Annotated in this window: 22 protein-coding genes and 1 pseudogene; 6 read left to right on the top strand and 17 right to left on the bottom strand. The window is 72.9% G+C overall.

What is annotated here, in order from left to right; translation table 11 throughout:
- Positions 1–9: 9 nt before the first annotated feature.
- From KIK05_RS10010 to KIK05_RS09990, 5 genes are all read right to left on the bottom strand, one after another.
- Positions 10–1,245, bottom strand: coding sequence for a ketosynthase chain-length factor (locus KIK05_RS10010; RefSeq protein ID WP_214410321.1), 1,236 nt, complete (start codon positions 1,243–1,245; stop codon positions 10–12).
- Positions 1,238–2,596 (bottom strand): beta-ketoacyl-[acyl-carrier-protein] synthase family protein, encoded by a 1,359-nt coding sequence (locus tag KIK05_RS10005; protein ID WP_214410320.1) that lies wholly within the window; start codon positions 2,594–2,596, stop codon positions 1,238–1,240. The genes KIK05_RS10010 and KIK05_RS10005 overlap by 8 nt, the downstream gene beginning before the upstream one ends.
- On the bottom strand, positions 2,593–3,018 hold the full coding sequence (locus KIK05_RS10000; protein WP_214410319.1) for a cupin domain-containing protein: 426 nt from the start codon (positions 3,016–3,018) through the stop codon (positions 2,593–2,595). Before KIK05_RS10000 ends, KIK05_RS10005 begins: the two co-directional genes overlap by 4 nt.
- A complete protein-coding gene (locus tag KIK05_RS09995) occupies positions 3,011–3,340 on the bottom strand; it encodes a TcmI family type II polyketide cyclase (RefSeq protein ID WP_214410318.1) in 330 nt (109 codons plus the stop codon). Before KIK05_RS09995 ends, KIK05_RS10000 begins: the two co-directional genes overlap by 8 nt.
- Positions 3,341–3,460: 120 nt before the next feature.
- Positions 3,461–5,416, bottom strand: a complete 1,956-nt coding sequence (locus KIK05_RS09990) for an AfsR/SARP family transcriptional regulator (RefSeq protein ID WP_214410317.1) — start codon at positions 5,414–5,416, stop codon at positions 3,461–3,463.
- Positions 5,417–5,891: 475 nt separating this feature from the next.
- Between KIK05_RS09990 and KIK05_RS09985 the strand changes: the two genes are divergently transcribed.
- The 3 genes from KIK05_RS09985 (at position 5,892) to KIK05_RS09975 (ending at position 9,526) form a co-directional block, all read left to right on the top strand.
- Positions 5,892–7,568 (top strand): acetyl-CoA carboxylase carboxyltransferase subunit alpha, encoded by a 1,677-nt coding sequence (locus tag KIK05_RS09985; protein WP_214410316.1) that lies wholly within the window; start codon positions 5,892–5,894, stop codon positions 7,566–7,568.
- Between the two features lie 70 nt (positions 7,569–7,638).
- Positions 7,639–8,124 (top strand): acetyl-CoA carboxylase biotin carboxyl carrier protein, encoded by a 486-nt coding sequence (locus KIK05_RS09980; RefSeq protein ID WP_214410315.1) that lies wholly within the window; start codon positions 7,639–7,641, stop codon positions 8,122–8,124.
- 49 nt (positions 8,125–8,173) lie between these two features.
- On the top strand, positions 8,174–9,526 hold the full coding sequence (locus KIK05_RS09975; protein WP_214410314.1) for an acetyl-CoA carboxylase biotin carboxylase subunit: 1,353 nt from the start codon (positions 8,174–8,176) through the stop codon (positions 9,524–9,526).
- A 122-nt stretch (positions 9,527–9,648) separates the two neighbouring features.
- On the opposite strand, the gene KIK05_RS09970 is transcribed toward KIK05_RS09975, so the two are convergent.
- The 6 genes and pseudogenes from KIK05_RS09970 to KIK05_RS09945 all read right to left on the bottom strand — a co-directional run bounded on the left by KIK05_RS09970 (position 9,649) and on the right by KIK05_RS09945 (position 14,425).
- The gene (locus KIK05_RS09970) at positions 9,649–10,266 is read right to left on the bottom strand and encodes a hypothetical protein (protein WP_214410313.1); all 618 of its coding nucleotides are present in this window, start codon (positions 10,264–10,266) and stop codon (positions 9,649–9,651) included.
- A complete protein-coding gene (locus KIK05_RS09965) occupies positions 10,257–10,799 on the bottom strand; it encodes a hypothetical protein (protein WP_214410468.1) in 543 nt (180 codons plus the stop codon). The genes KIK05_RS09970 and KIK05_RS09965 overlap by 10 nt, the downstream gene beginning before the upstream one ends.
- A gap of 101 nt (positions 10,800–10,900) precedes the next feature.
- Positions 10,901–11,374 (bottom strand): hypothetical protein, encoded by a 474-nt coding sequence (locus KIK05_RS09960; protein WP_214410312.1) that lies wholly within the window; start codon positions 11,372–11,374, stop codon positions 10,901–10,903.
- A gap of 300 nt (positions 11,375–11,674) precedes the next feature.
- Complete coding sequence (locus tag KIK05_RS09955; RefSeq protein ID WP_214410311.1) at positions 11,675–12,532, bottom strand: ATP-binding cassette domain-containing protein; 858 nt, start codon at positions 12,530–12,532, stop codon at positions 11,675–11,677.
- 76 nt (positions 12,533–12,608) lie between these two features.
- Positions 12,609–13,094 (bottom strand): annotated as a pseudogene (locus tag KIK05_RS09950) (RNA polymerase sigma factor); the annotation flags it as partial.
- Between the two features lie 65 nt (positions 13,095–13,159).
- Positions 13,160–14,425: a helix-turn-helix transcriptional regulator gene (locus KIK05_RS09945; protein WP_250562518.1), complete on the bottom strand. Its 1,266-nt coding sequence runs from the start codon at positions 14,423–14,425 to the stop codon at positions 13,160–13,162.
- A 429-nt stretch (positions 14,426–14,854) separates the two neighbouring features.
- Here KIK05_RS09945 and KIK05_RS09940 point away from each other — a divergent pair, with 429 nt between their 5' ends.
- Complete coding sequence (locus KIK05_RS09940) at positions 14,855–15,349, top strand: hemerythrin domain-containing protein (protein WP_214410310.1); 495 nt, start codon at positions 14,855–14,857, stop codon at positions 15,347–15,349.
- A gap of 198 nt (positions 15,350–15,547) precedes the next feature.
- Here KIK05_RS09940 and KIK05_RS09935 read toward each other — a convergent pair whose 3' ends face one another.
- The 3 genes from KIK05_RS09935 to KIK05_RS48810 form a co-directional block, all read right to left on the bottom strand.
- Positions 15,548–16,426, bottom strand: a complete 879-nt coding sequence (locus KIK05_RS09935; protein WP_214410309.1) for an alpha/beta hydrolase — start codon at positions 16,424–16,426, stop codon at positions 15,548–15,550.
- Positions 16,427–16,429: 3 nt separating this feature from the next.
- Positions 16,430–16,753 carry a helix-turn-helix domain-containing protein gene (locus tag KIK05_RS48815; RefSeq protein ID WP_308249850.1) on the bottom strand — a complete coding sequence of 108 codons (324 nt, stop codon included), beginning with the start codon at positions 16,751–16,753 and terminating at the stop codon, positions 16,430–16,432.
- A gap of 463 nt (positions 16,754–17,216) precedes the next feature.
- Positions 17,217–18,953 (bottom strand): AAA family ATPase, encoded by a 1,737-nt coding sequence (locus KIK05_RS48810; protein WP_308249842.1) that lies wholly within the window; start codon positions 18,951–18,953, stop codon positions 17,217–17,219.
- 273 nt (positions 18,954–19,226) lie between these two features.
- On the opposite strand from KIK05_RS48810, the gene KIK05_RS09925 reads away from it, so the two are divergent.
- The gene (locus tag KIK05_RS09925; protein ID WP_214410308.1) at positions 19,227–19,904 is read left to right on the top strand and encodes an enoyl-CoA hydratase-related protein; all 678 of its coding nucleotides are present in this window, start codon (positions 19,227–19,229) and stop codon (positions 19,902–19,904) included.
- Positions 19,905–20,144: 240 nt separating this feature from the next.
- Here KIK05_RS09925 and pip read toward each other — a convergent pair whose 3' ends face one another.
- Together pip and KIK05_RS09915 are read right to left on the bottom strand one after the other, a co-directional pair.
- Positions 20,145–21,101 (bottom strand): prolyl aminopeptidase, encoded by a 957-nt coding sequence (gene pip, locus KIK05_RS09920; protein ID WP_214410457.1) that lies wholly within the window; start codon positions 21,099–21,101, stop codon positions 20,145–20,147.
- A 115-nt stretch (positions 21,102–21,216) separates the two neighbouring features.
- Positions 21,217–22,236, bottom strand: coding sequence for a tyrosine-type recombinase/integrase (locus KIK05_RS09915; protein WP_214410307.1), 1,020 nt, complete (start codon positions 22,234–22,236; stop codon positions 21,217–21,219).
- A gap of 141 nt (positions 22,237–22,377) precedes the next feature.
- Between KIK05_RS09915 and KIK05_RS09910 the strand changes: the two genes are divergently transcribed.
- On the top strand, positions 22,378–22,824 hold the full coding sequence (locus KIK05_RS09910) for a ribosomal protein L7/L12 (RefSeq protein ID WP_214410306.1): 447 nt from the start codon (positions 22,378–22,380) through the stop codon (positions 22,822–22,824).
- A gap of 19 nt (positions 22,825–22,843) precedes the next feature.
- Here KIK05_RS09910 and KIK05_RS09905 read toward each other — a convergent pair whose 3' ends face one another.
- The gene (locus tag KIK05_RS09905) at positions 22,844–23,851 is read right to left on the bottom strand and encodes a tyrosine-type recombinase/integrase (protein ID WP_214410305.1); all 1,008 of its coding nucleotides are present in this window, start codon (positions 23,849–23,851) and stop codon (positions 22,844–22,846) included.
- Positions 23,852–25,075: the final 1,224 nt, after the last annotated feature.

Raw genomic sequence — 25,075 nt, 5'->3', positions numbered from 1 at the left:
GGTCGGGTTTCAGGCGGCCGTGACGACCAGGGCGGCGTTGAAGCCGCCGTGCCCGCGGGCCAGCACCAGTGCGTTGCGCACGGGGCCGTCTCTGGGCGTGGCGCGCACGAGGTCCAGTTCGTAGGCCGGGGCGGCGGCGCGGGTGCCCACGGTGGGCGGGATGACGCCGTCGCGGATGGCCAGCAGCGCGGTCGCCAGGTCCAGCGCGGCCCCGCCGGCGTAGAGGCGGCCGGTCATGGTCTTGGGCGCGGTGACGGCGACGCCGTGCGGGCCGAACACCGAGGAGATGGCCTGCGCCTCGGCCAGGTCGCGTTCGGGCACGCCGAGCGCGTCGGCGAAGACGACGTCGACCTCGCCGGGCTCCACCTCGGCCTCCTGCAGGGCCAGGGTGATCGCGCGGCGCAGGTTCGACCTGGCCGGCCGGCCGGGTGCGGGGCGCGGGTCGAAGGTGGCGCCGTACCCGGCGATGGCCCCGTACGGCCGGGCGCCGCGGCCGAGCGCCCGGGCCCGGTCCTCCACGATCAGCATGGCGCCGCCCTCGCCGGGGACGTAGCCGCAGGCGTCGGCGTCGAAGGGCAGGTAGGCGCGTTCGGGGTCGTCGCAGGTGCTGAGCAGGCCGGTGGAGATCTGCGCGACCAGGCCGTAGGGGCACAGGGAGGCGTCGGTGCCGCCGGTGACCACCACGCGGGCGCTCTGGCGCAGCAGCCGGCGGGCCTGCGCGGCGACGTCCAGGCCGCCGGCCTGCTCGGTGCACAGCACCCCGCAGGGGCCGCGCATGCCGTGCCTGATGGAGATCTGGCCGGTGGTGGCGGCGTAGAACCAGGCGATGGACTGGTAGACGCCGACGTATCCCGGTCCCTGGCTCCACAGTTTCTCGATCTCCCGCTGGCCGAACTCGGTGCCTCCGGAGGAGCTGGCGGTGACGACCGCCATCTCGTATTCGGGCAGCTCGCCGGGGTCGACCCCGGCGTCGCGCAGGGCCATCTCGGCGGCGGTGAGGCCGAGGTGGGTCCAGTGGTCGGTCTGGACCGACAGACGGCTCGGCACGTGCTCGGTGTCGTCGAACTCCGACACCGCGCCGGCGACGCGCACCGGGTAGCGTTCGGGTTCGAACCGGGTGATGGCGCCGATGCCGCTCTTGCCGTCCAGGGTGGCCGACCAGTAGGCCTGGGTGCCCAGGCCGTTGGGCGCGGCGACGCCGATGCCGGTGACCACCGGGCGCCCGTCGTGTGTGCGGTCAGTCATGGCTGTCGCCTTCCCGCCCGCCGTGTTCGCGGGCGAGCAGCATGGCCGTCTGGAATCCGCCGAATCCGCTGCCGACGCTGAGGACGACGTCGACCTTCTGTTCCCGCGCGGTGCGCGGCACGTAGTCGAGGTCGCATTCGGGGTCGGCGGTGTGCAGGTTGGCGGTCGGGGGGACCACGTCGTGCTCGATGGCGAGCGCGCAGGCGGCCACTTCGATGGATCCGATGGCGCCGAGCGAGTGCCCGATCATGGATTTGATCGAGCTGACGGGCACCTGGTAGGCCCGTTCGCCGAGGGCGTCCTTGAACGCCGCGGTCTCGTGGCGGTCGTTCTGGCGGGTGCCCGAGCCGTGGGCGTTGATGTAGTCGACGTCGTCCGGATGCAGCCGGGCCTGGCGCATGGCGGCGCGGATCGCCTCGGCCATCTCGCGGCCGTCGGGTTTGAGGCCGGTCATGTGGTAGGCGTTGCTGCGGCTGGCGAATCCGACGATCTCGGCGTACACCTTGGCGCCCCGGCGCAGCGCGGCCTGGCGTTCCTCCAGGACGAGCACCGCGGCGCCCTCGCCGAGGACGAAGCCGTTGCGGTCGAGGTCGAAGGGGCGCGAGGCGTGCTCGGGGTCGTCGTTGCTGGGCGAGGTGGCCTTGATCGCGTCGAAGCAGCCGACGGTGATCGGTGAGATGGGCGCGTCGGTGGCGCCGGCGACGACGGCCTCGGCGCTGCCCTCTTTCACCAGCTGGTATCCGTGGCCGACGGAGTCGAGCCCGGCGGTGCAGCCGGTGGAGATGAGCGCGACCGGGCCCTCGGCGCCGGCGGCCCAGGCGATCTCGGTGGCGATGGTGCTGGGCACCATGTACCCGTACAGCTGCGGGACCCCGTAGGCGGGGTCGACGAGCCAGTGCCGGCCGCCGTCGCTGAGGACGACGTACTCCTCCTCCAGGCCCATGGTGCAGCCGACGGCGCTGCCGATGCTGACGCCGAGGTGTTCGGGCGGCACGTCGGTCAGGCCGCTGTCGGTGAGGGCCTCGCGGGCGCTCACCACGCCGAGTTGCGCGGCGCGGTCCATGCGGCGGATCTCCTGTGGCGACAGCCCGTGCGCCGCGGGGTCGAAGTCGCATTCGGCGGCGATCCGGGACCGGAACCCGGTGGCGTCGAACAGCGTGATGGCCCGTGTGGCGGTGCGCCCGGCGGTGAGCAGGTCCCAGAAGGGGCCGGTCCCGATGCCGCCGGGGGCGGTGACGCCGATGCCGGTGATGACGACGCGGCGGTCACCGCGGGTGCGCGGCGGCCGGGACGTGCCGGGGCGGGCCCGGGTGCGCCGCCGGGGCGCCGGGCGGGTGACGGCAGCGTTCACCGGGGGCTCCCCGCCGCGGGTTCTCGTGCCGCGGGCTGCTGCTCGGTGTCGACGTGGCCGAGTTCGGGCCGTGGGGCGAGGGGGCTGGCGTGGAAGACCATGCACGCCTCTTCGGTGCCGGTGTTGTCGACCCGGTGCCTGACCTCTTTGGGCACCATGAGGGCGTCACCGGGGTTGAGGACGATCTCCTGCCGTCCCTCGATGCGGGCGACGACGGTTCCCCGGACGAGGTACATGAACTCCTCGGAGTAGGGGTGGTAGTGCTCGACGAAGTGTTCGCCGGGCTGCAGGTAGGCGACGCCCATGAAGCCGGAGGTGGAGCCGGCGGTCTTGGGGCTGAGCAGGACGCGGATGTCCCCGCCGCGGCGGCGGTTGGGGGCGACCTCGCCCGCGGAGACCTTGGTGAGGCGGATCTCAGTCACGGTCGTCCGCCTCCCAGGTGTAGAAGGGCTCTGCCATGGCGTCCTTGGGTTCGCGCCAGTTGGGGTCGTAGGGCCGGATGTGCTCGCTGAGCCGCTGGTTGATCTCGCCGTAGAGGGGGTGGCTGCGGGCCTTGTAGAGGTTGGGCGTGATGTCCTTGTCGGCCTCGACCAGGTGGAAGTAGAGGTCGTGGAAGCGGAACAGCGTCCGCCTGGACACCCCGATGAGATGGGGCAGATCGCTCGCGTCGGAGTCCGCGAAGATCTTGGCCACCGCTTCCGTCTCGGAGGGTTCCATCCGCGCCACGATTAGCGTCCGATGCACCACACGTCTCCTTTCGTCCATAGTCAGCAATGCTGTCTGGGACGTCTGGTTTCGTGCTGATGCGGGGCTAGTGGCCGGATAGCCGGGCGGCTGGTCGGAGGATGGTGCCGGGGGGAGGGGTCAGGGCCCGAGCACCCGGGCCGGGCCGCCGTTCACGCACTCGGGGGCGGGCGGGGTGTACGACGGCACCTCGGCCGCGCGCGCCACCCGCTCGCCACCGGCCTGCGCGGTCCCCGCTCCCGGCACGGCCTCGCCGTGGGCGCCCAGCTCCGTGGTCAGGCACTCCCTGGCGTACAGGCGGACCAGCTCGTGGATGGTGTACCGCACCTCGCCGACCGGCCCGGGGCCGGCGGTGAGCAGGGAGGCGTCGGCGAGGCGGGCGAGCAGCCGTTCGGCGTGGTCGGGGCCGCAGCCGAGCAGCGCCTCGGCCTGCCGGACGGTGACCTCGGGGGTCTGCAGCAGGCCGAGCAGCCGGAACAGCCCGCGTTCGGGCTCGCCGAGCCGGTCGTAGGTGCCGCGGAAGGCGGCGCGGACGTCAAGGTCGGGCACCTGCAGGTCGGCCAGGCGGGTACGCGGGTCCTCCAGCCGCTCGGCGTACTTCGCCAGGCTCAGCCCCTGGCCGGCAGCCAGTCGGGAGCCGGCGCACCGCAGCGCCAGGGGCAGCCGCCCGCACAGCCGGACGATCCGCTCGGCCGCGTCGCGCTCGGCCTCCAGGCGGGCCGGGCCGACGATCCGCGCCAGCAGTTCCAGGCTCTCCTGTTCGTTCAGCGGCTCCAGCGCCACCATGTGGGCGCCGGCGAACCCGTGCAGCCCGAACCGGCTGGTCACGATCACCGCGCATCCGGGTGATCCCGGCAGCAGCGGGGTGATCTGGGCGGCACCGCCGGCGTCGTCGAGCACGATGAGCACCTGCCGGTCGCTGCACCAGGTGCGGAACAGCTTGCTGCGCTCGTCCCGGTCGGGCGGGATGTCGGCGGCCGGGACGCCCGCCGACCGCAGGAATCCGGCCAGCACCTCGCCGGGGTCGGCCGGGGCGGCGGCGCCGCCGAGGTGGGCGTAGAACTGGCCGGAGGGGTATCCCGCGCGGCAGCGGTGGGCGGCGTGGACGGCCAGCGCCGTCTGCCCCACGCCCGGCATGCCGGTGAGGCAGACCACGCGCACGGCGGTGCCGGACTCGGCGGGCCGGGAGAGGACGGTGGCGATCCGCTCGACGGCCTCGTCCCGCCCGACGAAGTCGGCGATGTCGGGGGGCAGTTGCGCGGGCTTGACGGCGACGGCGGGCGCCTGCGGGGCGGGGCGGGGTTCGGGGACGGGCTCCAGGTCGGGCTGTTCCAGGGCCGGGTCGCCCGACAGCAGCCGCTGCTGCAGGCGGCTGAGCGCGGGGGAGGGCTCCAGGCCGAGCTGGCCGACCAGGACCTGCCGCAGGTTGTGGTACACCTCCAGCGCCTCGCCTCGCCGCCCCACCTGGTAGAGGGCGGTCATGAGCTTGGCGTAGAAGTCCTCGTTGAGGGGGTAGGTGGCGATGAGCTCCTTCAGCTCGCTGATCAGCTCGCGGTGCCTGCCGAGCCGCAGGTCGGCCTCCAGGCGCAGTTGCAGGGCGCGCAGCCGGCTCTCCTCCAGGCGGGTGATCTGCGCCGACAGCAGTTCGCCGGCGGTGAGGTTGGCCAGGGCCGGTCCCCGCCACAGCGCGAGGGCGTGGGTGAGGGTCTCGGCGGCGTGCGCGGGCTCCTCGCGCTCCAGGGCGCTCCAGCCCTCGGCGACCAGCCGGTCGAAGCGGTAGACGTCGATGGTCTCGGGCGCGGTGGCGAGCAGGTAGCCGTACGGCTTGGTGTCCACCGAGGCGGGGCCGCCGGCGCCCAGCATCTTGCGCAGTTTGTAGACGTAGGTGTGCAGGGTGGGCAGCGCGGTGGCCGGGGGGCGTTCGCCCCACAGTTCGTCGATCAGCTCGCGCGTCGAGACGATCTGGTTGTGCCGCAGGACGAGCATCGCCAGCAGGGCGCGCACCTTGGCGGCGCTGGGCGTCAGGTCGGTGACGCCGTCGACGACTTGCAGCGAGCCCAGAACCCGGAATTCCATGCTGATCTCCGAAGTTGATCGGCGACGTCGCCCCACCTGGGACCTGGTGGACCTCTCGAATTTAGATGAACCCGCTTATCGGAACTTCCGGAAAAATGGCTCCTCAGGACAAAATCTCCGAAAAAGTCCTGGTCTCGCACTATCTTCTTTACATCCCGCAGGATTTCCGAATGGGGAGGCCCTCGGACGGGCGGTGCGGCGGACGCAGCCACCCTGCCCGTTTTGATGCGTTAAAAGGTGTTATTTCCGTATAAAAGCCGCATAAAGCTGGCCGGGCCGGTGGCCCCCGTTCCCGCCCCGTGACGCCGGTGCCGCCGCCCGCACCAGGGCCCCTCCATCGCCCGGCCATCGCCCGACCAGCGGCCGGAGGAATGGTTTTCCGCATGAGAGGAGGCCCGCCCGGCCTCCGCCGCGAAACCGGAGGGGAACAGATGCGACCACAGGACGGCGTCACGGCGGCCGCGGAGGCCGGCGCGTGACCGCGACCCGCGCCGACGCCCCGTCCCCGCTGTGGATCGGCTGCCCCGGCTGCCGCCGCCCCCTGTACGGCGAGCACCACCGCCGCGCCCTGGGCGTGTGCGCGGCCTGCGGGCACCACGACCGGCTCGGCGCGCCCGAACGCCTCGGCCAGCTCCTCGACCCCGGCTCGGCCAGGCCCCTGCCCGTCCCGCCCACCGTGACCGACCCGCTCGGCTTCACCGACACCCGCCCCTACCCGGCCCGCCTGGAACAGACCCGCCGCGCCACCGGCCTGGACGAGGCCGTGGTGTGCGTGGCGGCCTCCACCGGCGGCCACCCGCTCACCGCCGCCGTCATGGACTTCCGGTTCATGGGCGGCAGCCTCGGCTGCGCCGTCGGCGAGCGCATCACCGCCGCCGCCCGGCACGCGCTGGAGGAGGCCACGCCGCTGGTGATCGTCACCGCCTCGGGCGGCGCCCGGATGCAGGAGGGCGCGCTCGCCCTGATGCAGATGGCCAAGACCAGCCGCGCCCTGGCGGAGCTGGACGAGGCCGGCCTGCTCACCGTCACGATCGTCACCGACCCCACCTACGGCGGCGTCGCCGCCTCCTACGCCACCCTCGCCGACGTGATCATCGCCGAGGCGGGCGCCCACATGGGGTTCGCCGGGCCCCGGGTCATCGCCGGCACGATGAAACAGACGCTCCCTGCGGGGTTCCAGACCGCCGAGACCCTGCTGAAGGACGGCCTGGTCGACGACGTGCGCAAACGCCCCGAACTGCGGCCCGTCCTGGCCGCCCTGCTGACCGCCGCCGCCTGGGCCCGGCGCGGCCGCCCCGTCCCCTCCCACTGGCGCCGGAGCGCCCCGCCGCTGGTGCGCGACCCCGGCGAGCTGCCCGTACGCGACCCCTGGCAGACCGTGACGCTGGCCCGCGACCCCGGCCGTCCCACCACCCTGGACTACGCCGGCCACCTGCTGGAGGACTTCCAGGAACTGCACGGCGACCGTGCCTCCGGCGACTGCCCGGCCATCGTCGGCGGCCTCGGCAGCCTGGATGGCGTCCCGGTCATGCTGATCGGCCACCAGAAAGGGCACGACACCCGCGAACTGGTCGCCCGCAACTTCGGCATGGGCTCCCCGGCCGGGTTCCGCAAGGCCGCCCGGCTGATGCGCCTGGCCGCCAAGCTCGGGCTGCCCGTCGTCACCCTGATCGACACCCCCGGCGCCCACGCCGGGGTGGAGGCCGAGACCGGCGGCCAGGCCCACGCCATCGCCGAGAACCTGCGGCTGATGTCGACGCTGCCCGTGCCGGTGGTCGCGGTCGTCACCGGGGAGGGCGGCAGCGGGGGAGCGCTGGCCCTCGGCGTGGCCGACCGGGTGCTCGCCCTGGGCAACGCCGTCTACTCGGTCATCAGCCCCGAGGGGTGCGCGGCCATCCTGTGGCGCGACCCCGCCGCCGCGCCCAGGGCCGCGGCCGCCCTCGGCATCGGCGCGCGCGACCTGCTCGCCCACCGGATCGTCGACGCCGTCATCCCCGAACCCGACGGCGGCGCGCACCGCAACCCGTCCCTGACGGCGGGCCTGGTGAAAGGCGCCGTCACCGCGGCGCTGCACGAACTTGTGTCCCTTGACCCGGCGCGGCTGCTGGCCGGGCGGACCGGGCGCTTCCGCGCCTTCGGGCTGCCCGCCTAGCCAGAGGCCGGCCGTGTGGAGGCGGGCCGCGTCCGGCCGCCTCGGTAAGTCACCGAAAGGAGGACGTGCATTGACAGCCGAACCCGCGCACGTCGACGAGCGCGAGCAGGTGCTGGAGTGGGTCGTGCGGCACGCCGCACGGCTCGGCGACGCCGGCGTAGCGCCCCTTCGCAGGATCACCGTCTCGACCGCCGCGATCGCCGTCGCCGTCGAATGGTCCCCCCCGGCACAGACCCCGCCCGGCCTGGAGGTGGTGGAAGGCGGCGGGGAGGCCGGCACCCTGCCCGCCGCCACGGCCCCGCCCGGCTCGATCCTGGTCACCGCCCCGATGGTGGGCACCTTCTACCGCGCGCAGGAACCCGGAGCGCCACCGTTCGTCGAGGTCGGCGACGTGGTCGAGCCGGGGCAGCAGGTGGGGATCATCGAGGCGATGAAGCTGATGAACGCGGTCCAGGCCGAGCAGGCCGGGCGCGTCGTCGAGATCGTCGCCGCCGACGGCTCCCCGGTGCAGTACGAGGAACCGCTGCTGGCCCTGGTGCCGCTCGAGGCCGGCTGACCGCGACGGCCACTGATCTTTTCTGCTGGAGCTCGGAGTCTGGAGCGTCATGTTCACCACAGTTCTGGTCGCCAACCGGGGCGAGATCGCCATGCGCGTGCTGCGGACCTGCCGCGAGATGGGGGTCCGCACGGTCGTCGCCCACTCCACGGCCGACCGCGACACCGCCGCGGTGCGCCAGGCCGACGAGTCGATCCAGATCGGTCCGGCCGCGCCCCGGCGCAGCTACCTCGACCCGGCGGCCGTGATCGCCGCGGCGCTGCAGGCCGGGGCGGACGCCGTCCATCCGGGGTACGGTTTCCTGTCCGAGAGCGCGGAGTTCGCCGAGATCTGCGCCGCGCACGGGATCACGCTGATCGGGCCTCCGGCGCAGGTGATCGCGCGGCTGGGCGACAAGGTCTCGGCGCGGGAGTTCGCCGTGGCCGCCGGGCTGCCGCTGCTGCCGGGCAGTCCGGGCCCGGCCACCGACGCCGCCGAGGCCGCCCGCACGGCGGACGCGGTGGGCTACCCGGTGCTCATCAAGGCCTCGGCGGGCGGCGGGGGCCGGGCGATGACGGTGGTGCACGAGCCGGGCGAGTTCGCCCGCGCGTTCGCCGTCACCCGCCGCGAGGCGCTGGCCCTGTTCGGCGACCCCAGGGTGTACGTCGAGAAGTACCTGGACGCGGCGCGGCACGTGGAGGTGCAGATCCTGGCCGACGGGCACGGCGAGGTGGTGCACCTCGGCGCCCGGGACTGCTCGGTGCAGCGGCGGCGGCAGAAGCTGATCGAGGAGACGCCGCCCCCGAACCTGCCCTCGGCGACGCTGGAGCACCTCGGTGAGATCACCGTGCACGCCGCCCGTGAGGCCGGCTACGCCGGGGCGGGCACCTTCGAGTACGTCGTGGACGAGCACGGGGCCTGCTACTTCCTGGAGGTGAACTGCCGGCTGCAGGTGGAGCATCCGATCAGCGAGATGGTGACCGGGATCGACCTGGTGCGCGAGCAGCTGCTGATCGCGGCGGGGCAGCGGCTGACGTACCGGCAGGAGGACATCGTGTCCTCCGGGGTGTCGATCGAGTGCCGGGTGAACGCCGAGGACCCGTCGCGGGGGTTCCTGCCCGCGCCGGGGCTGGTCGAGGAGTTCGTCCCGCCGGGCGGCCCCTTCACCCGGGTCGACACCCACGTGGCCGCCGGGACGCGGGTCACCGCGGACTACGATCCGCTGATCGCGAAGGTGTCGGTGTGGGCGCCGACCAGGGGAGAGGCCCTGGCCCGGGCGCACCGGGCGCTGGAGGAGTTCACGGTGCGCGGGCCGGGCGTGCGCACCAACCTGCCGTTCCTGATGGAGGTGCTGGCGCACCCGCTGTTCAGGTACGCCAAGCACACCACCTCGCTGGTCGAGCAGATGATGCCGCTCAGCTAATTAATCTACAACGTAAAGGCGTCGGGTGGTCACAAGAAATGATCTTGCTTTTCAAAACCATCACCCGACGGGGAAACCTGCCGCGGGGGACGCTGACAGCCGGCCCGCTGAGGATCGGGGGGTCAGCGCGTGCGGAGCGGGCCCCGGCCCGTCACCTCCAGCGCGACGAGCAGGAGCACCAGGGCGGCCGTCCAGCCGTGGTGCACCGCCTCCCAGGCGGGGTCGTCGGGGTACGGCCACGGCCACCGCAGCACCAGCGTGACCGAGAAGACCGCCAGCAGTCCGCCCATCCCGGCGAGCGCCGCGGCCCTGCCCGGGTGGAAGCGGGTGGCGATCGACGCGGCCAGCAGCCCCGCGGCCACGCAGGCCGCCGCCTCGACCGCCATCCCCGGCAGCCGCAGGACTCCGCCTTCCGGAAGCCGCGCCACCGCGACCGCGGACGCCATCGCCCACCAGGCGCCCGCCGCGAGCCCTCCGGCCGCGCACCGGATCCGGTGGCGCACCCCGCGCGGGACGGGGGCCGCCGCGGTGGTCGGGGCCATCGCGTCGAGCACGGTGAACCCGGCGGCCGCCCCCAGCAGCCCGCCCGTCATCCTGAGCAGGGTGAAGGAGGTCGACGGGTCCAGAGGGGAGCCGGCGTCGAGCACGCAGACCAGGAGCACGGTGAGGGCTCCGGTGACCAGGAGCGGAACCCAGTCGATCGCCCGCGCCAGCGGCCTGAGCAGGCGGATCACGAGCACGGCCGGCTCCTGACGGGTTCGGGGGCGAACTCGGGGCGCAGCCCGAGCAGCGGCAGCGCCTGGTCCAGGGTGGTGCCGGGCCGCGTGAGGGTGTCCCAGTGCGCCCACAGGCGGTCCCGGGTCCCCGGTGCGGCCAGCATCCGGCGCGCGTAGCCGAGCTCGGCCGCGCCGTACCAGAAGTTCAGTGGCAGCGGCCCCTCGGTGTAGACGCCGGCGCATATCTCGAAGGACCGCATCCGGGGGAGTTCCGGCGGGACGACCTGGCCGAGCAGCCAGAGCGCCACCAGGGTGCGTGCCTGGCCGCGGGCGTCGCACCATTCCGCGGCGCCGGTCTGGGAGTGGCGCAGGCCGGTCACCTGGCGGATCAGGTCGGAGGCGAGTGTCGCGCGGTGCTCGTCGGCCGCTCGGGCCCGGCCCCACGTCATGAACGTGGTGATCGATTCGTCGTCGTGGTCGTAGAGCCACCAGCTGGAGGTGGCCTGCCGTACGACCGGCAGGTGGGAGCGCTGTCGTGGGGGCAGCGCGCCGGCCACGGGGCCGAGTGCCGAGTCCCACAGGGGGATCCAGGACAGGTAGCCCGGGAACGCGCAGTAGGTGAGCGGGCCGCGCCGGCGGCACTGGCGGGCGTGCGGCGTCAGGTAGTGCCGGCGGATCTCGGCGGGCAGCCGTTCCGGGCGTGCCTGGTCGTCGGCGGCGAAGCGCAGCTGGTTGAGCTCGGGACCGCGGCCGCGGCCGCGGTGAGCGCCGCGGCCACCGGCACCGGCCGGGGGCCGTGGCGCAGCAGCGTCAGTGCCGCGAGCAGCGCGATGGCGGCGAGCAGGTAGGGCACGTGCAGCCGGGAGGGGCGCGCCGGCCAGTCGGGGCCGCTGAACAGCACCACCGGCAGGAACCAGCCGCCGTACCCTCCCTGGTTGGCGTTCAGCCAGGTGAAGGTCGCCAGCAGGAACATCGTCACCGGCACCGCGACCAGCCATCGGACCCATCGGGCCAGCAGCGCGCCGAGGGCGGCGCCGAACGGCACCACCAGCACTCCCGTGAGCGCCTCGTAGGGGTCGAGTGTCCCGGCGACCGGTCCCATGGCCGCGCGGATGGTCAGGTAGGCGGTCATCAGCAGGGTGGCGATGCCGGTGGTGACGGGCGGCTGCGGTACGGCGGGTGGGGTGGCCGGGCAGGGCGGCGAGTGTCTCGGGTACGCCGGTGCGGCGGTCGCGTGAGGTGGCGAGGTGGGCGGCGAGCAGGGCGGCGCCGGCCGGGAGCAGCATGGCTCCTGAGGTGCTGACGGGGTCGCTGTTGAGGTCGGGCAGGGTTCGCCATACGGCGGCGAGGCGTAGTCCCAGGCAGAGTGCCGCGGCGCCCCACAGCAGGGGGCTGCGCAGGAGTCTGCGGGTCTCGAAGGCGAGCAGCGGGTTCATGCGGCGGCCTGCGTGGAGGTGCCGAGGAGCAGCAGGTAGCCGTCCTCGATGGCGGGTGCGGCGGGGGTGGCGGCGGGTGGGCGTTCGCCGAGGGTGCGGTAGCGGCCGTCGGCGGTGCGCCAGAACAGGGTGGATCCGGTGGGTGGTGTGTCGCTGGTCCAGACGCGGCCGGAGGCGGTGGCGGTGAGTTCGTCGGGGGTGCCGGTGAACACCACCTTGCCGGTGGCCATGACGATGACGCGTTCGCACAGGGCGGCGACGTCCTCGGTCTGGTGGGTGGACAGCAGTACGGTGCGGGTTTCGCCGAGGCGGGAGATCAGGGCGCGGAAGCGCATGCGCTGTTCGGGGTCCAGGCCGACGGTGGGTTCGTCGAGGACGAGCAGGTCGGGGTCGGCGAGGAGGGCTTGGGCCAGGGCGAGGCGTTGTTTCATTCCGCCGGAGAGTTTGCGCACTTTGGTGCGGGCGCGGGGGGTGAGGTCGACTTCGGTGAGGACTCTGCGCACTTCGCGGTGCCGTGTGGTGCGGTCGGTGAGCTCTTTGAGGATGGCGACGTAGTCGAGGACCTCGAAGAGGGTGAAGTGGGGGTAGAAGCCGGGGTCCTGTGGCAGGTAGCCCAGGCGGCGGCGCAGGGCGGTGCGCTGGTCGTGGTGGGCGGGGTCGAGGTCGAGGGCGGTGATGTGGCCGCTGTCGGGGGCGAGGGTGGTGGCCAGGCAGCGCAGCAGGGTGGTCTTGCCGGCGCCGTTGGGGCCGAGCAGGCCGGTCACGCCGGGGCCGATGTCCAGGTCGACGCGGTCGAGGACGGTTGTGCGTCCGCGGTGTTTGGTGAGTGCGCGGACCTGGACGGTGGGGGTCATCGGGGGTCTCCGGGGGTCGGGTGACGGTGCCTTGGGGGATGCCGAGGAGGTGGGCGGCCTCGCGGGTGGTGAGGCCGTCGAGGATGGTGGCCTGGATGGCGGCGCGCAGGTCGGGGGAGAGTCTGGCCAGGGCGGTTCCCAGGTCGCCGTGTTCGACGCCGATCAGGACGGCGTCCTCGGCCGACTCGGTGAGGAGGTGGGCGTCGGGTGGGGACGCGGTGTCCAGCCGGAGGTGGGGTGGGGTGGTCGCGGTGCCGCGCAGGTGGGTGATCAGGCGGCGGATGGCGATGGTCCATATCCAGGCCGCCGCGTCCGCTTGGGTGGGGCGGTAGCGGGAGGCGCCGCGCCAGATGGCGACGAAGACGTCCTGGATGACTTCGTCGACGAGGCCGGGGTCGGCGCAGCGGCGGGTGAGTCGTGCGCGGAGCCAGGGTGCGTGCCGCTGGTGGAGGATCTTCAGTGCGTCGGGGCGTTCGGCGGCGACGGCGGCGAGGAGCTGGGTGTCGTCGCTGTCGGGTCCGGTGGGGGGTGGTTCTCGGCGTCGTTTGAGGAATCGGGGCACACCTTGTCTATCGCTGGTGGTGTGCCGGCCGGTTCCGTCGGGTGGGGGGTGTTTTCGCGCGGGGGTCAGTGGTGGGTGTGTTCGGCGTCCGGTTGGTGGGTGGTCATGTCCAGCAGGAGGAGGGCGTCGTGGTCGGGGGTGCCGGGTTGGGCGAGGTACACGCCGAGGCGCTGGCCTTGGGTGCCTTCCAGGTGCATGGATTGGGAGGCGAGGGTGATCTGGCCGACGTGGGGGTGGTGGAAGGTCTTGTGGGGAGGTTTGCGGCCTTTGACGTCGTAGCGTTCCCAGAGTTTGGCGAAGTCGGGGCTTTTGAGGAGGAGTTCGCCGACGAGGTTGGTGAGGTCGGGGGCGTCGGGGTCGGTTCCGGCTTGGGCGCGGAGCCGGGCGGCGCAGCCGCGTACCTGGGTGTGCCAGTCGGGGAACAGTTCGCGGGCCGTGGGGTGGAGGAACAGGTAGCGGGCGAGGTTGCGCTGTTTGGGCGGCCAGTCGGCGATGCCGGCGTACAGGGCGAGGCCGCCGGGGTTGTGGGCGAGCAGGTCCATGCTGCGGCTGAGGATGTAGGCGGGGTTGGGGCGCATGGTCTCCAGCAGCAGTTTCAGGTGGTCGCGGACCGTGCGGCTGGGGACGGGTGGTGGTTCGGAGGGGTGGCGGGCGGCGCGGGCGGCGAGTTCGCGCAGGTGGTGGTGTTCGTCGGCCTCCAGGCGCAGGGCGCGGGCGAGGGCGTCGACGACGCCGGGGCCGGGCCGGGTCTCTTTGCCGCGTTCGAGGCGGGTGTAGTAGTCGATGCTGACGCCGGCGAGTGTGGCGAGTTCTTCGCGGCGCAGGCCGGGGGTGCGGCGCAGGCCGGGGCCGACGGTGAGGCCGACCTCGGCGGGGGTGGTCTGGGTGCGGCGGGCGCGCAGGAAGCGTCCCAGTTCACTTCCTCCGGTGTCGGTGTGCTGTTCGGGCATGGTTCCAGTGTTGATGACCCGGTGGGGTGGATGGGGCCGTCCAGGGGGGCCCTGTCGCACCCCTGGACGGTGGGTCAGTCGTGGGGGTTTGCGCCAGGTGATGCTGTAGCGCAGCAGCAGGTGGCGGCGGTACTGGGAGCCGGGGAGGATCTCGGTGGCCAATGCCCGCATCTGCCGGTAGGTCACCGGTGGCGGCCACACCGTGGGGGAGGGGTGGTGCCAGTGGCCTTTCGCGGCGCGGTGGAGGGTGCCGGCGACGACGCCGGCCAGGGTGTACGGCAGGTCGCGGGGCATGGTGTGGCGGGCCAGGCCGACGATGGCCAGGACCCCGCCGGGGCGCAGCAGGTCGCGCATGCGGGTGAGCCCTGTGGCGGCGTCCATGTGGTGTGTGATCATCCTGCCGGGCCGCGGGGTCCTTGCCGGTCTGTTCCGCCGGCGCACTGTCGATCTGGAGTGCCGCCTCCGGGTCCGCGGCGGCCCTGGGAGTGGCTGATCGGCGGAGTGCTGACCGGCACGCTGGGGTGGCGGTGGGTGCTGTTCGTCAGCGTCCCGGCCGGAGCCGCCCTGTTCACGGCCACGGCACGCCTGACGCCGCCGCCGGCGCGGACCGGCTTCGACGTTCCCGGCGTCCTCACCGTGGCGCTCGGCGGCGGGACGCTCGTGAACGGCATCTCGGGATCTCAGCTCGCGCCGCATCGGGCAGGTTTGACAGATTCTCGCCGAACTCGCTACAAATCGTGCAGCGTCGCGGTGCACCCGGCGAACAGACCGCCGAGGGCATGGAGGCGCCGGACCACGGAAACGACCTTGGTGAGATCCGACGAACGCCTGGTGGCGTTCGGCAACCAGTTGATCGACGTACATCTCTGGCTCCGCGAGGAGCTGGCCGAGCTGCGTGAAGGCGTCGACGCCTATTTCGCCGGCGGCGCGCGGCTGCGCGAACTGCGGGCCAACTGCCTGACCTTCTGCTCGGCGCTGACCCGGCATCACAGCGGTGAGGACGACGGCGCGTTCCCCGAAGTCGCCGGGCGGTTCCCCCAGCTGCGCCCTGTGCTGGAGGAGTTGCGCCGCGACCACCGGCTGGTGGAGGACGCCTTGCGGCGGCTCGAGGCGCTCGTCGCCGACCTGGACCGGCAGGCGGACCCCGCCGGAGTGCGGCGCGAGATCGACAGTCTCGCCGCGCTGATGGAGACGCACTTCCTCTACGAGGAGAAACGCATCGTCTCGGCGCTCAACGCACTGGACGTCCCGGGCTGGCGCCGTTCCCCGCCCGCGTTCCTGCTCACCGGCGACGCCGAGCGCTGACCGGCCCCGTGTGGGCTGGACGGTCCTCCCTGGGGCGACGTCGTCAAGGAGAGGCGCGCCGAGCCGGGCCACCGGCCGGCAGCGGTGATCCCGGCGGGGCCGGAACCGCGTCGAGACCACCGCGCCCGGGGCGGCCCCTTGCTCCGCGGGCGCGTGCAGGCCCGGGGCGAACGGCTCGTCGCCGATCAGGGACGCGCGTCACCCGGCCGTGTGCGCGAGGATGGCGGCGGCCAGTTCCTCGTGCGCCTCCGGCGGCAGCGTGTGCCCCATGCCCGCCACGATCCTCAGCCGCGCCCCCGGGATCTGCTCGGCGATGATCGCGCCGTGCCCCGGTTTGGCCGGCTCGTGGCTGCCCTCGATGACCAGCGTGGGTGCCTTCACCTGGTGCAGCACGCCCACCGGCTCGAAGTCGGGGTTTCCCATGGCGGCCAGCCGGTGGTTGGCCGCCGCCGACAGGTCGCGGGCCCGGTCGTAGATCCGCTCCTGCAGCCGGCGCGCCGCGTCCTCGTCGAACGGCAGTCCGGTGCCGTGCAGCACGCGCTGCTCGGCGATCATGCCGTCGATCAGCGCGCGCCGGCCCTGCGGCGGCGGGGAGGCTATCAGCGCGCGGTAGAAGGCCACGAACTCCGGCGTCGGCTCGGCCAGGCTTCCCTCGGGCTGTGGCTGCCCCATCAGGGCTCGCATGAGCACCTGGCCCTCGCCGCCGCCGAGCGGCGAGGAGGCGATGACGGTCAGGGACCGCACCCGCTCCGGTCGTTCCACCGCGATGAGCTGGCCGAGCAGCCCGCCCGCCGAGTGGCCGACCAGGTGCGCGCTCTGCAGGCCGTGGGCGTCCATCACGCGGTACACGTCGTTCTTGATGTCGTCCCAGGTGTACGGGTCGGCCGCGAAGTCGACGGTGCCCGACATGCCGGTGTCGCGGTGGTCGTAGCGGATCACCCGGCGGCCTCCGGCGGTCAGGCGGCCGACGAACTCGTCCGGCCACAGGATGCCCTGCGACATCGAACCCATGATCAACAGGATCGGCGTGTCCGTCTCGGCGCCGAACTCTTCACTCCAGATGGTCACGTTCTGCATGTCTCACATCATGGCGTCCGCGGGTACGGGCGCCTTCTGTAGAACTACCAGTCGCGCCAGTTCCGTACGGGAGCCGACCCCCACCTTCGGATAGATCTTGTACAGGTGGTACTCGACCGTGCGCGGGCTCAGGAACAGCTGGGCGGCGATCTGCTTGCTCGACAACCCCTCGGCGACCAGGCCCGCGATGCGCAGCTCCTGCGGGGTCAGCGCGCCGAGCACGGCCACGGGCGGGGCCTGCCCGCTCTCGCCCGCCGCCCGCAGCTCCTGCTGGGCGCGCCGGGCCCACGGCCGGGCGCCCGCCTGCTCGAACGTCTCCCACGCCATCCGCAGATGCGTCCGCGCCTCGCCCGGCCGCTGCGTCCGGCGCAGCCGCTCACCCAGCAGCAGGGCCGTCCTGGCCGCCTCGAACGGGTTGGTGTGCAGCCGCAGCGCCTCGCCGAAGGCGTCCTCACAGGAGTGGGCCAGGCCCCGGCAGCGGGCCAGCAACGCGCGTGACTCCGGTGTCGCGGCGTGCGCCGACCACCGCTCGTACGCCCGCAGCGCCGCCCCGGCGGCCGCCTCGACGCCGGCGCCCACGGCCGCCTCGACGCGGTCGGGCGTGCTGCGCCACACCACGGTCGGATGCCCGGCGCCCGGTCCCGCCGCGGCGATGGCCGTGAAACGGTCGTGCGCCGCCCCGTACCGGCCCAGGCACAGGTCGAGCATCGCCAGCGCGTACGCCGCCACGCCCGCGCGCAACCCCACCCGGTGCGGGATGGCGATGGCCAGCGCCTCGCGGGCCAGCCGCTCACAGCGCTCCTCCTCGCCCCGCAGCGCCGCCAGCGCCGCCAGGTTGGCCAGGTGCGCGGCCACGGTGTTCTCGTACCCGGCCTCTCGCGCCAGCGCCAGGCCCTCCTCGGAGACGGCCTGGCTGCGCGCCAGCCGGCCGGCGATGCGCTCGGCGGTCGCCACGAACTCCAGCACGACGGGCAGCTGCCCGGTCATCCCCGACACCCTGGCCACCCGCCCGGCCCGTTCGGCCATCTCGCCGGCCAGGTCCGGCTCGCCCAGAGCGCTGGCCGCGGCCGTCGCCCACAGGTACCCCGCCGCGTCCTGCAGCTCGCCGGCCCGCGCCAGTGCCCGCCGCAGCGGCGTTGCCCGAGTTCAGCTCGAACCGGCCCCGCAGCTGGGCGACCTCCATGGTGAGCGTGGTGTCCCCGCCGGCCCCTTCGCGCGCCTCGGCCAGCAGCGACTCCGCCTGTCCGGGGCGGCCGCCGAGCCAGGCGGCGACGGCGGCGTCCTTCAGGCGGACGGCACGGGCGCCCGGCTCGGGGGTCAGCTCGGCGGCCCTGGCCAGCGCGGCGGCCGCGGCGCCGTACCCGCCCCGGTCACGCGCCCGTTGCGCGGCGGCCACCAGCTCGGCGGCGACCCGCTCGTCCTGCCCCAGGGCGGCGCCGGCCAGGTGCCAGGCGCGGCGGTCGTCCACGGTCAGCTCCGCGAGGACGGCGTGCACGCGGCGCACCTCGGCGGGGGTGGCCGCCTCGTGCACCGCGGACCGGATGAGCGGATGAGCGAACCGCACGCTCGTGCCCGACACCTCGGCCAGCCCGGTCCTCTCCAGCTCGGCCAGCGCGACCCGCGCGGCGCCGGCCCGCGCCCCGGGCCCGGAGGGGGCGGCGTTCGCGCCAGGCCCTGCCGGTGGCTCGGCCGACAGCCGCTCGGTGGCGCGCAGGACCAGGCCGAGGTCGGCCTCCACGGCGGCGGCCAAGGCGACCCGCCGGGCCGCGGCCGACAACCCGGCCACCCGGTCGCCGAACAGCCGGGCACCCACGGGCAGCGGGTCGGGCAGCGGTTCGCGCCCGGCGAGCTGCGCGGGCGTCAGGCGGGCGGCGATCTCACCCAGGGCGAGCGGGTTCGCGCCGGTCAGCGTGACGAGCTCCCGTCTCACCTGGGCGGGCAGCACCCCGTGGCGGGATTCCAGCAGCTCGGCCGCGGCGGACTCGGCCAGGCCGCGCACCTCCACCGTCAGCGGCACACCCTTGACGGGAGCATCCCCGCGTACGGCGAACACCATCGCGATCCGTTCCGTCCCCAGCCGCCTGGCGGCGAACAGCAGCGCGTCGGCCGAGGCCCGGTCGACCCACTGGAAGTCGTCGACCACGCACATCAGCCCGTCCGGCTCGGCCGCCTCGGCCAGCAGCGAGAGCACCGCGGCTCCGACCAGGAACCGGTCGCCGGCACTGCCCGCGGCGAGCCCCAGGGCCGCGCGCAGCGCATCGCGCTGCGGCTCGGGCAGCGCCTCGAGCGAACCGGCCGCCGGCCACAGCGCCTGGTGCAGCGCCGCGAACGCGAGGTCGGACTCGGACTCGACGCCGGTGGCCCGCAACACCCGCATCGCGCCACCCCGCGCCGCGGCCGCGTCGAGCAGGGCGGTCTTGCCCACGCCCGCCTCGCCCCGCACCACCACCGCGCCGCCGGACCCGTCGCCAGCCCGCGCGATCACCTCGTCGATCGCGCTGATTTCCGCAGATCTGCCGTAGAGCACGAACACCCACTGTAGGAGGCCTCCGGTCCGCCCCGTCCCTCCCAGGGGCGGCACCGGCGGCACCGGCGGGCGCTTTCCCGCCGCCGGGGGCGGTTGATCCGGCAGGGCTTGCCTGTACGATGCCAACCACCGTAGTTACCCGCCAGTAGGTTCGGTGTCCGGCGTAGGGGACCACCGCCCCCGGCCCCTGGGCACCGGCGGACGACGCCGCGCCCTCCAGGCCGGACGGCGCCGCAACCCCGCACCGACCCACCCCCGTCCGAAGGAGCAGCCATGCCCGCTCTCGACCGTCAGGACGACGTCTTCGTCCTCGACCTCGGAGACACCGAGAACCGCTTCCACCCCGACTGGATCACCTCGGTCGACGACCTGCTGGACGAGGTGGAGAAGACCGACGGCCCGCGCGCCCTGGTGACCACCGCCACCGGCAAGTTCTACTCCAACGGCCTGGACCTGGACTGGCTGCTCACCCACCCCGACCAGGCGGCCGGCTACGTCGCCGCGGTCCAGGAACTGCTGGCACGCGTGCTGACCCTGCCACTGATCACCGTGGCGGCCCTGCAAGGGCACACCTTCGCCGCGGGCGCCATGTTCTCACTGGCGCACGACTTCCGCGTGATGCGCGCCGACCGCGGCTTCTGGTGCCTGCCGGAAGCCGACATCGACATCCCCTTCACCACCGGCATGTCCGCCCTCATCCAGGCCCGGCTCACCCCGCAGGTCGCCCACGAGGCCATGACCACCGCCCGCCGCTACGGCGGCCACGACGCCCTCGCCGCGGCCATCGTCGACCGCGCAGCGGGGGAGGACGCCGTACGCCAGGCCGCACTGGAGATCGCCGGGCCGCAGGCCGCCAAAGCCGGGCCGACGCTCGGCACCATCAAGACCCGGATGTACGCCCCGGTCCTCCACGCACTGCGCGAGAAGGACATCCCGGTCACCTTCGGCTGACCCCACGTCCCGGCTCAGGCCGGGCACGCCACCCGCCGTACAGGGCCATGACCGCCCCCACGGGCCGCCGCGCCGCGAACGGCACCACCCCGACCGGCCCCTCCCACCGGCCGCCCCGGAAACGGCGGCCGGGGTGAGCGGCACTCAGACGGCACCCCGGCCACCTTGCCGCCGAGCACGCCGACGCGGCCCGGGGAGACGCCGGCCCTCACCAGACGTAAGAGGCCGGCCGCGCGGACGTCAGCCGGCGGCGAGGAAACGATCGGTCGCCTGGACGAGCAGCCGGCGGATCCCCGGCTCCGAGCCGCCGTGCCCGGCGTCCTCCACGATGTGGAACTCCGCCTCCGGCCACGCCCGATGCAGATCCCACGCCTGCGCCGGCGGGGTCTTCACGTCATAACGGCCGTTCACGATCACCGCCGGTATGTGCCGGATCCGATCCACCCCCGCCAGCAGCCCCTCCGGCGGCAGGAAACCCCCGTTGCCGATGTAGTGATGGGTGATCCTCGCGAACGACAACAGCGCCGCGTCGTCCAGCTCCGGCGGCTCCACCGGCAGCAACGTGTTCGCCGACAACTCCCAGCCCATCCACGCCCGCGCCGCCGGCAGATGCACCGCCGGATCGGGATCGCAGATCCGGCGCCCGTAGGCGGCCACCAGATCACCCCGCTCGGCCTCGGGGATCGGATCACAGAACGCCGCCCACTCGGCCGGGAACAGGTGCGCCGCCCCCTGCGGGGTGAACCCCCACGCCTCATCGGACGGGCGGACCAGCCACACACCGCGCAGCACCAGCTCCGTCACCCGCTCCGGATACGCCTGCGCGTACGCCAGAGCCAGGGTGCTGCCCCAGCTGCCCCCGAAGACCAGCCACCGCTCGATCCCCAGATGCTCACGCAACCGCTCGATGTCGGCCACCAGACGCGGCGTGGTGTTGTGCTCCAGCGACACCGCCGGATCTCCCGCGAACGGCCGGCTACGGCCGCAGTTGCGCTGGTCGAACAGCACCAGACGATAACCCGACGGATCGAAGAACCTGCGGTTGGCGGGCAGCACGCCCCCGCCCGGGCCGCCGTGCAGGAACAACGCGGGCTTACCACCCGGACTCCCGCACGTCTCCCAGTAGATCTCGTTGCCGTCCCCCACACCGAGCATCCCGCGGTCGTACGGCTCGACCAGCGGATACCAATCCTTCATTCCCATAGGACCCTTCATATCCCAAAACGGATCATCATCAGGGTCCCTCACCCGCCCGGCGCGACACCCACCCCACCGACCGGCCCCCACCCGCCAACCCGACCGAACACCCCGCCTACTCGCTCGACGCCGGACGACGCAACAACGGATGAGCACGCATCGCCACTTCCAGCTCACCGGGAAGCTCGTCACGGTAACGCCCCAGCGTCGCCAGATCACTGTGACCCAGCACCCGGCGCACCGCGTCCATGTCCACCGCGTCCGCCAGCAGATGCGTCGCCGTCGTATGCCGCAACCCGTGCGGAGTCACCGAACGCCGCTGCGCCGGATCCACCCGCCGCTGCACCCGGTCGATCACCGCCTGCACATCACCCCGCGCCAGCCGCTTGCCCCGCCACGACAACAACAACGCCTTCTCCGACGTCACCGGACGAGCAGCCGACAAATACACATCGAGCACCTCGGCCACATCCACCGGCAACGGCACATCACGCGTACGGCCGCCCTTACCGAAGATCCGCCAATAACGCACACCGTCGTTGGTGTAGAAATCCTCGACATTCGCCCGCACCAACTCCGACACCCGCGGCCCCAGCGTCGACAACAACAGCACGATCAACGCATCACGCACCTCGGTACGCTGATCACGCCGACGCCCCTGCGGACCCGCCGCCGGCAACGACCGCGCCGCCCCCACCAGACCCTGCGCCTGCTCACGCGTCAACGCCCGCCGCTCGGCCCGCAACCCGCCCCGCTCCTTGGCCGTCACCGTCGCCGCCGTCATCGGATCGACCTGCACCCAGCCCGCCAGCACCGCATGCTTGAAGAACGCCGACACCGACCGGCGGAACCGCGCCTGGGACGACGGGCTCTGCATCTGCCCGCCACCGGGGGAGGAGCGCCGCCCGTCGGGCTTACGGGCGAACGCCAGCAACACCGCGTCGACATCCTCCCCGGTCAGATCATCGAGCACCCGCCCCCCACCGGCCAACGCCACGAACGTCGCCACATCCCGCGCATACACCTCCGACGTCGCCGGAGACAACGCCCCCGTCACCGTCTTCGCACGCACCAGCTCCACATAACGGTCAGCCGACTCCTCGACAGTGATTCGCTTCAGCTCAGCGGGCCGCATCGAACAGCTCAATCCTTTCGGCCGGGAACCCGCCGACCGTACCGCCCGCCACCGACAATTCCACGCCCGCACACCGCCCGGGGGAGCGGCCACCAACGATTTCCCCGCCACCACACCCCGAACGGCGACTACGATCCGGGTATGGCGAACATAGGGCTTCCCGAACTCATCTTCATCGCCGCCATGTTCTTCATCGGCCTGCCCGTCGCCATCATCGTCATCGTCACCCTGGCGCGCCGCGGAAGCACCCCCCAGCCCTACGTCTCGGCATGGCAGGACCAGCCCACCCACCCCATCCCCGGCGACCTCCAAGGCCAGGCCCACGCCCTGGCCGCCCAAGGCAGGAAGATCGAAGCCATCAAACTGGTCCGCCAGCGCACCGGCTTCGGCCTCAAACAGGCCAAAGACTACGTCGACGCCCTCGAAGCCGGCCGGATCCCCCTCACCCCGGCCCCACCACGGGACGACCTCGCCACCCGCGTACGCCGCCTCAAATCAGAAGGACGAACCGAACAGGCCGTCTTCCTCGTCCGCGGTGAAACCGGCATGAACGAACCCGACGCCCAAGCCTTCGTCGACCAGCTCTGAAACCCCCCGACGGCAACCCTCAGCCGTCCGAAACCGGACCCAACCGGCCCAGCACCTCATACGCCGGATTCGCCCGCGCCGCACCCCGCACCTCACGCGCCGTCGACGCCACATACGCCTGCCCCGTCACGATCGACGAGTGCCCCAGCAGCTCCATCAACTCGTGCGCCGAAGCACCCCGCTCGGCCAGCCGCGTCGCGAACTCATGCCGCAACGCATGCACCAGCGTGCCCTTCTGCACCCGGTCATGAATCCCCGCATACCGGTAACACTGCCGCACCAGATACTGCAAACCACCCCGCTGCAACGGCTCATTACGCGTGTCCACCAGCAACGCCGCCGAACGGGGGAGCGAGGCCAGCCCGAAACGCCGCATCCGGCTCCCCAGATAATCCTCGATCAAATGCTCGATCGGCGGCTCGATCGGCAGCGAACGCGTCCTGCCCCCCTTACCGACCACCTGAATCCGGCGATCACCCGGCGCGCCCCCGATCGAACCCAGCGTCACACTCAGCAACTCCGCCGAACGCATGCCCGTGACCAGCGCCAACGCCAGCACCACCAGGTCACGCTCCACCCACGGATCACGCGCCTTACGCGCCCCCGCCGCGATCCGCTCCAACAGCGTCGCCGAAGCGCTCCCATCACCCAGCAGCGGCTTGGGCGCCTTCGCCGGCTGCTTGGGACGCGGCACCGCCGCCATCGGATTGCCCTCCAGCATCCCTTCGGCCACACAGAACGTCAGGAACTGATTCCACGCGCTCCACGCCCGGTTCACGCTCGCGGGGGAGCGCGGCTCGGCGAAATCGGCGAACGCCGCCCGCACCAGACGCCCGCTCAGCAGCCGTACCTCCAGGTCGGCGGCGGCGACCCCGGCCAGGTCCGCCGCGATCCGCGAGACCAGCTGCAGGTCACGCTGGTACCCGGCGATGGTGTGGGGGGAGAGCTTCTTGGTGCGCAGAGAGGAGATGAACTCCGCGGCCGCGTCGGGCACGCGCCGCAGGACCAGAGGCTCACCGTCACCCATCACGCCCTCCGCACCCGGTCAGGGCCACACGCTCCGAACACGCCACAAGTGCCTGCGATTATGCATCAACCCGGCCAGACGCCACCCGCCGACACGCCGAACCGCCGTCGGCGGCCACCGCCGGAACGAACAGCGCCGCCCTCGGCGAGCAGGCGGCGGCTTGTGAGCCGCGCGGGTGGGGGCCGGTACGGAGGCGGGCCGGGGAGGGCATCCGCTAATCATGCATAAGTGCGATTATGCATGAAACGCAGGGAAAGGGCCTGGCGGAAGGGGTCGCCGGGCAACCCGTGGCGGCCGAGCGGCACGCGCGCACATCGCACGGGTAACAAGCCGCCCGAGAACGCCGGAACGCCGCCGCGTACGTCGAACGCCGCGACGGGTCGCGCACAGAGGGCCGCATGCGGACGCGGCCGCGCGGTACGCACGGACACCAGCCGCGCACGGGACGCGGCCACCCGGGACGGAGCGTTCACGCGCCGACCGGCACGCGGTCGCCGCGTGCCCGCGAGCGCCGGTCCGGATGCCGCCGTGGCGGACGACGGCGGACGCGCCACGTCCGCAGGGTGCTGGGCGTCCTCGAGGAGAAAGACGCCGGTGAGGTCCCGCCGGCGTCCGTACCACGCCTGACCGGCCCAGGCCCTTCGGACCCGTCTGAAACGATCATGGCGAGGAGGCCCCCGATCATGCCCCGCCGCCCACCTCGAGGTGCGTCTCCGGCATTCACGGTTCGAGGTGCGTTGATCTTTCCTGTGCGCGGCCGCGGTGGAGCGCCTTGCCGGCGGTATGCGGTGGTGCGGACCAGGCCTGCCCCCATTGGGGCCGTTACCAGCCTAAAATACTCCTTACCGTACAGAAGCTGCATTCTGTACGGTATCTGGAGGGATTCTGGATACTTCCCTGGTTTCGTCCGCAACCAGCGGCGCGGTATGTCGATGAGTTCGGTAACCCTCCTGACCGGGCGATTGCCGTGTTGAAGAGTTCGGGCAACGCCTCGGGGCTTGCTGTGGGGGTGTCTGCCATGCCGGCCGAACAAGTCTTCGACTGACCACTCCCCGCCAACACACCTTGGGGCCTGGTTCTGCCGGGGGTGTGTGCTGGGATGCGACGCGTGGACCACCAGTCGGAAGCCGCCTTCATGCGAGCGGTGTGCGTCGACCCGCCACCCGTCGCTGTATCTCATCGGCAGCACAGCACTCACGCCACCGCAACCGTTGCTCACATCGA

It is taken from the genome of Sphaerisporangium fuscum (assembly GCF_018531465.1).
Classification (GTDB): domain Bacteria; phylum Actinomycetota; class Actinomycetes; order Streptosporangiales; family Streptosporangiaceae; genus Sphaerisporangium; species Sphaerisporangium fuscum.
Note: the sequence above shows the minus strand (reverse complement) of the source record. Positions and strands in the feature narration are given on the sequence as shown.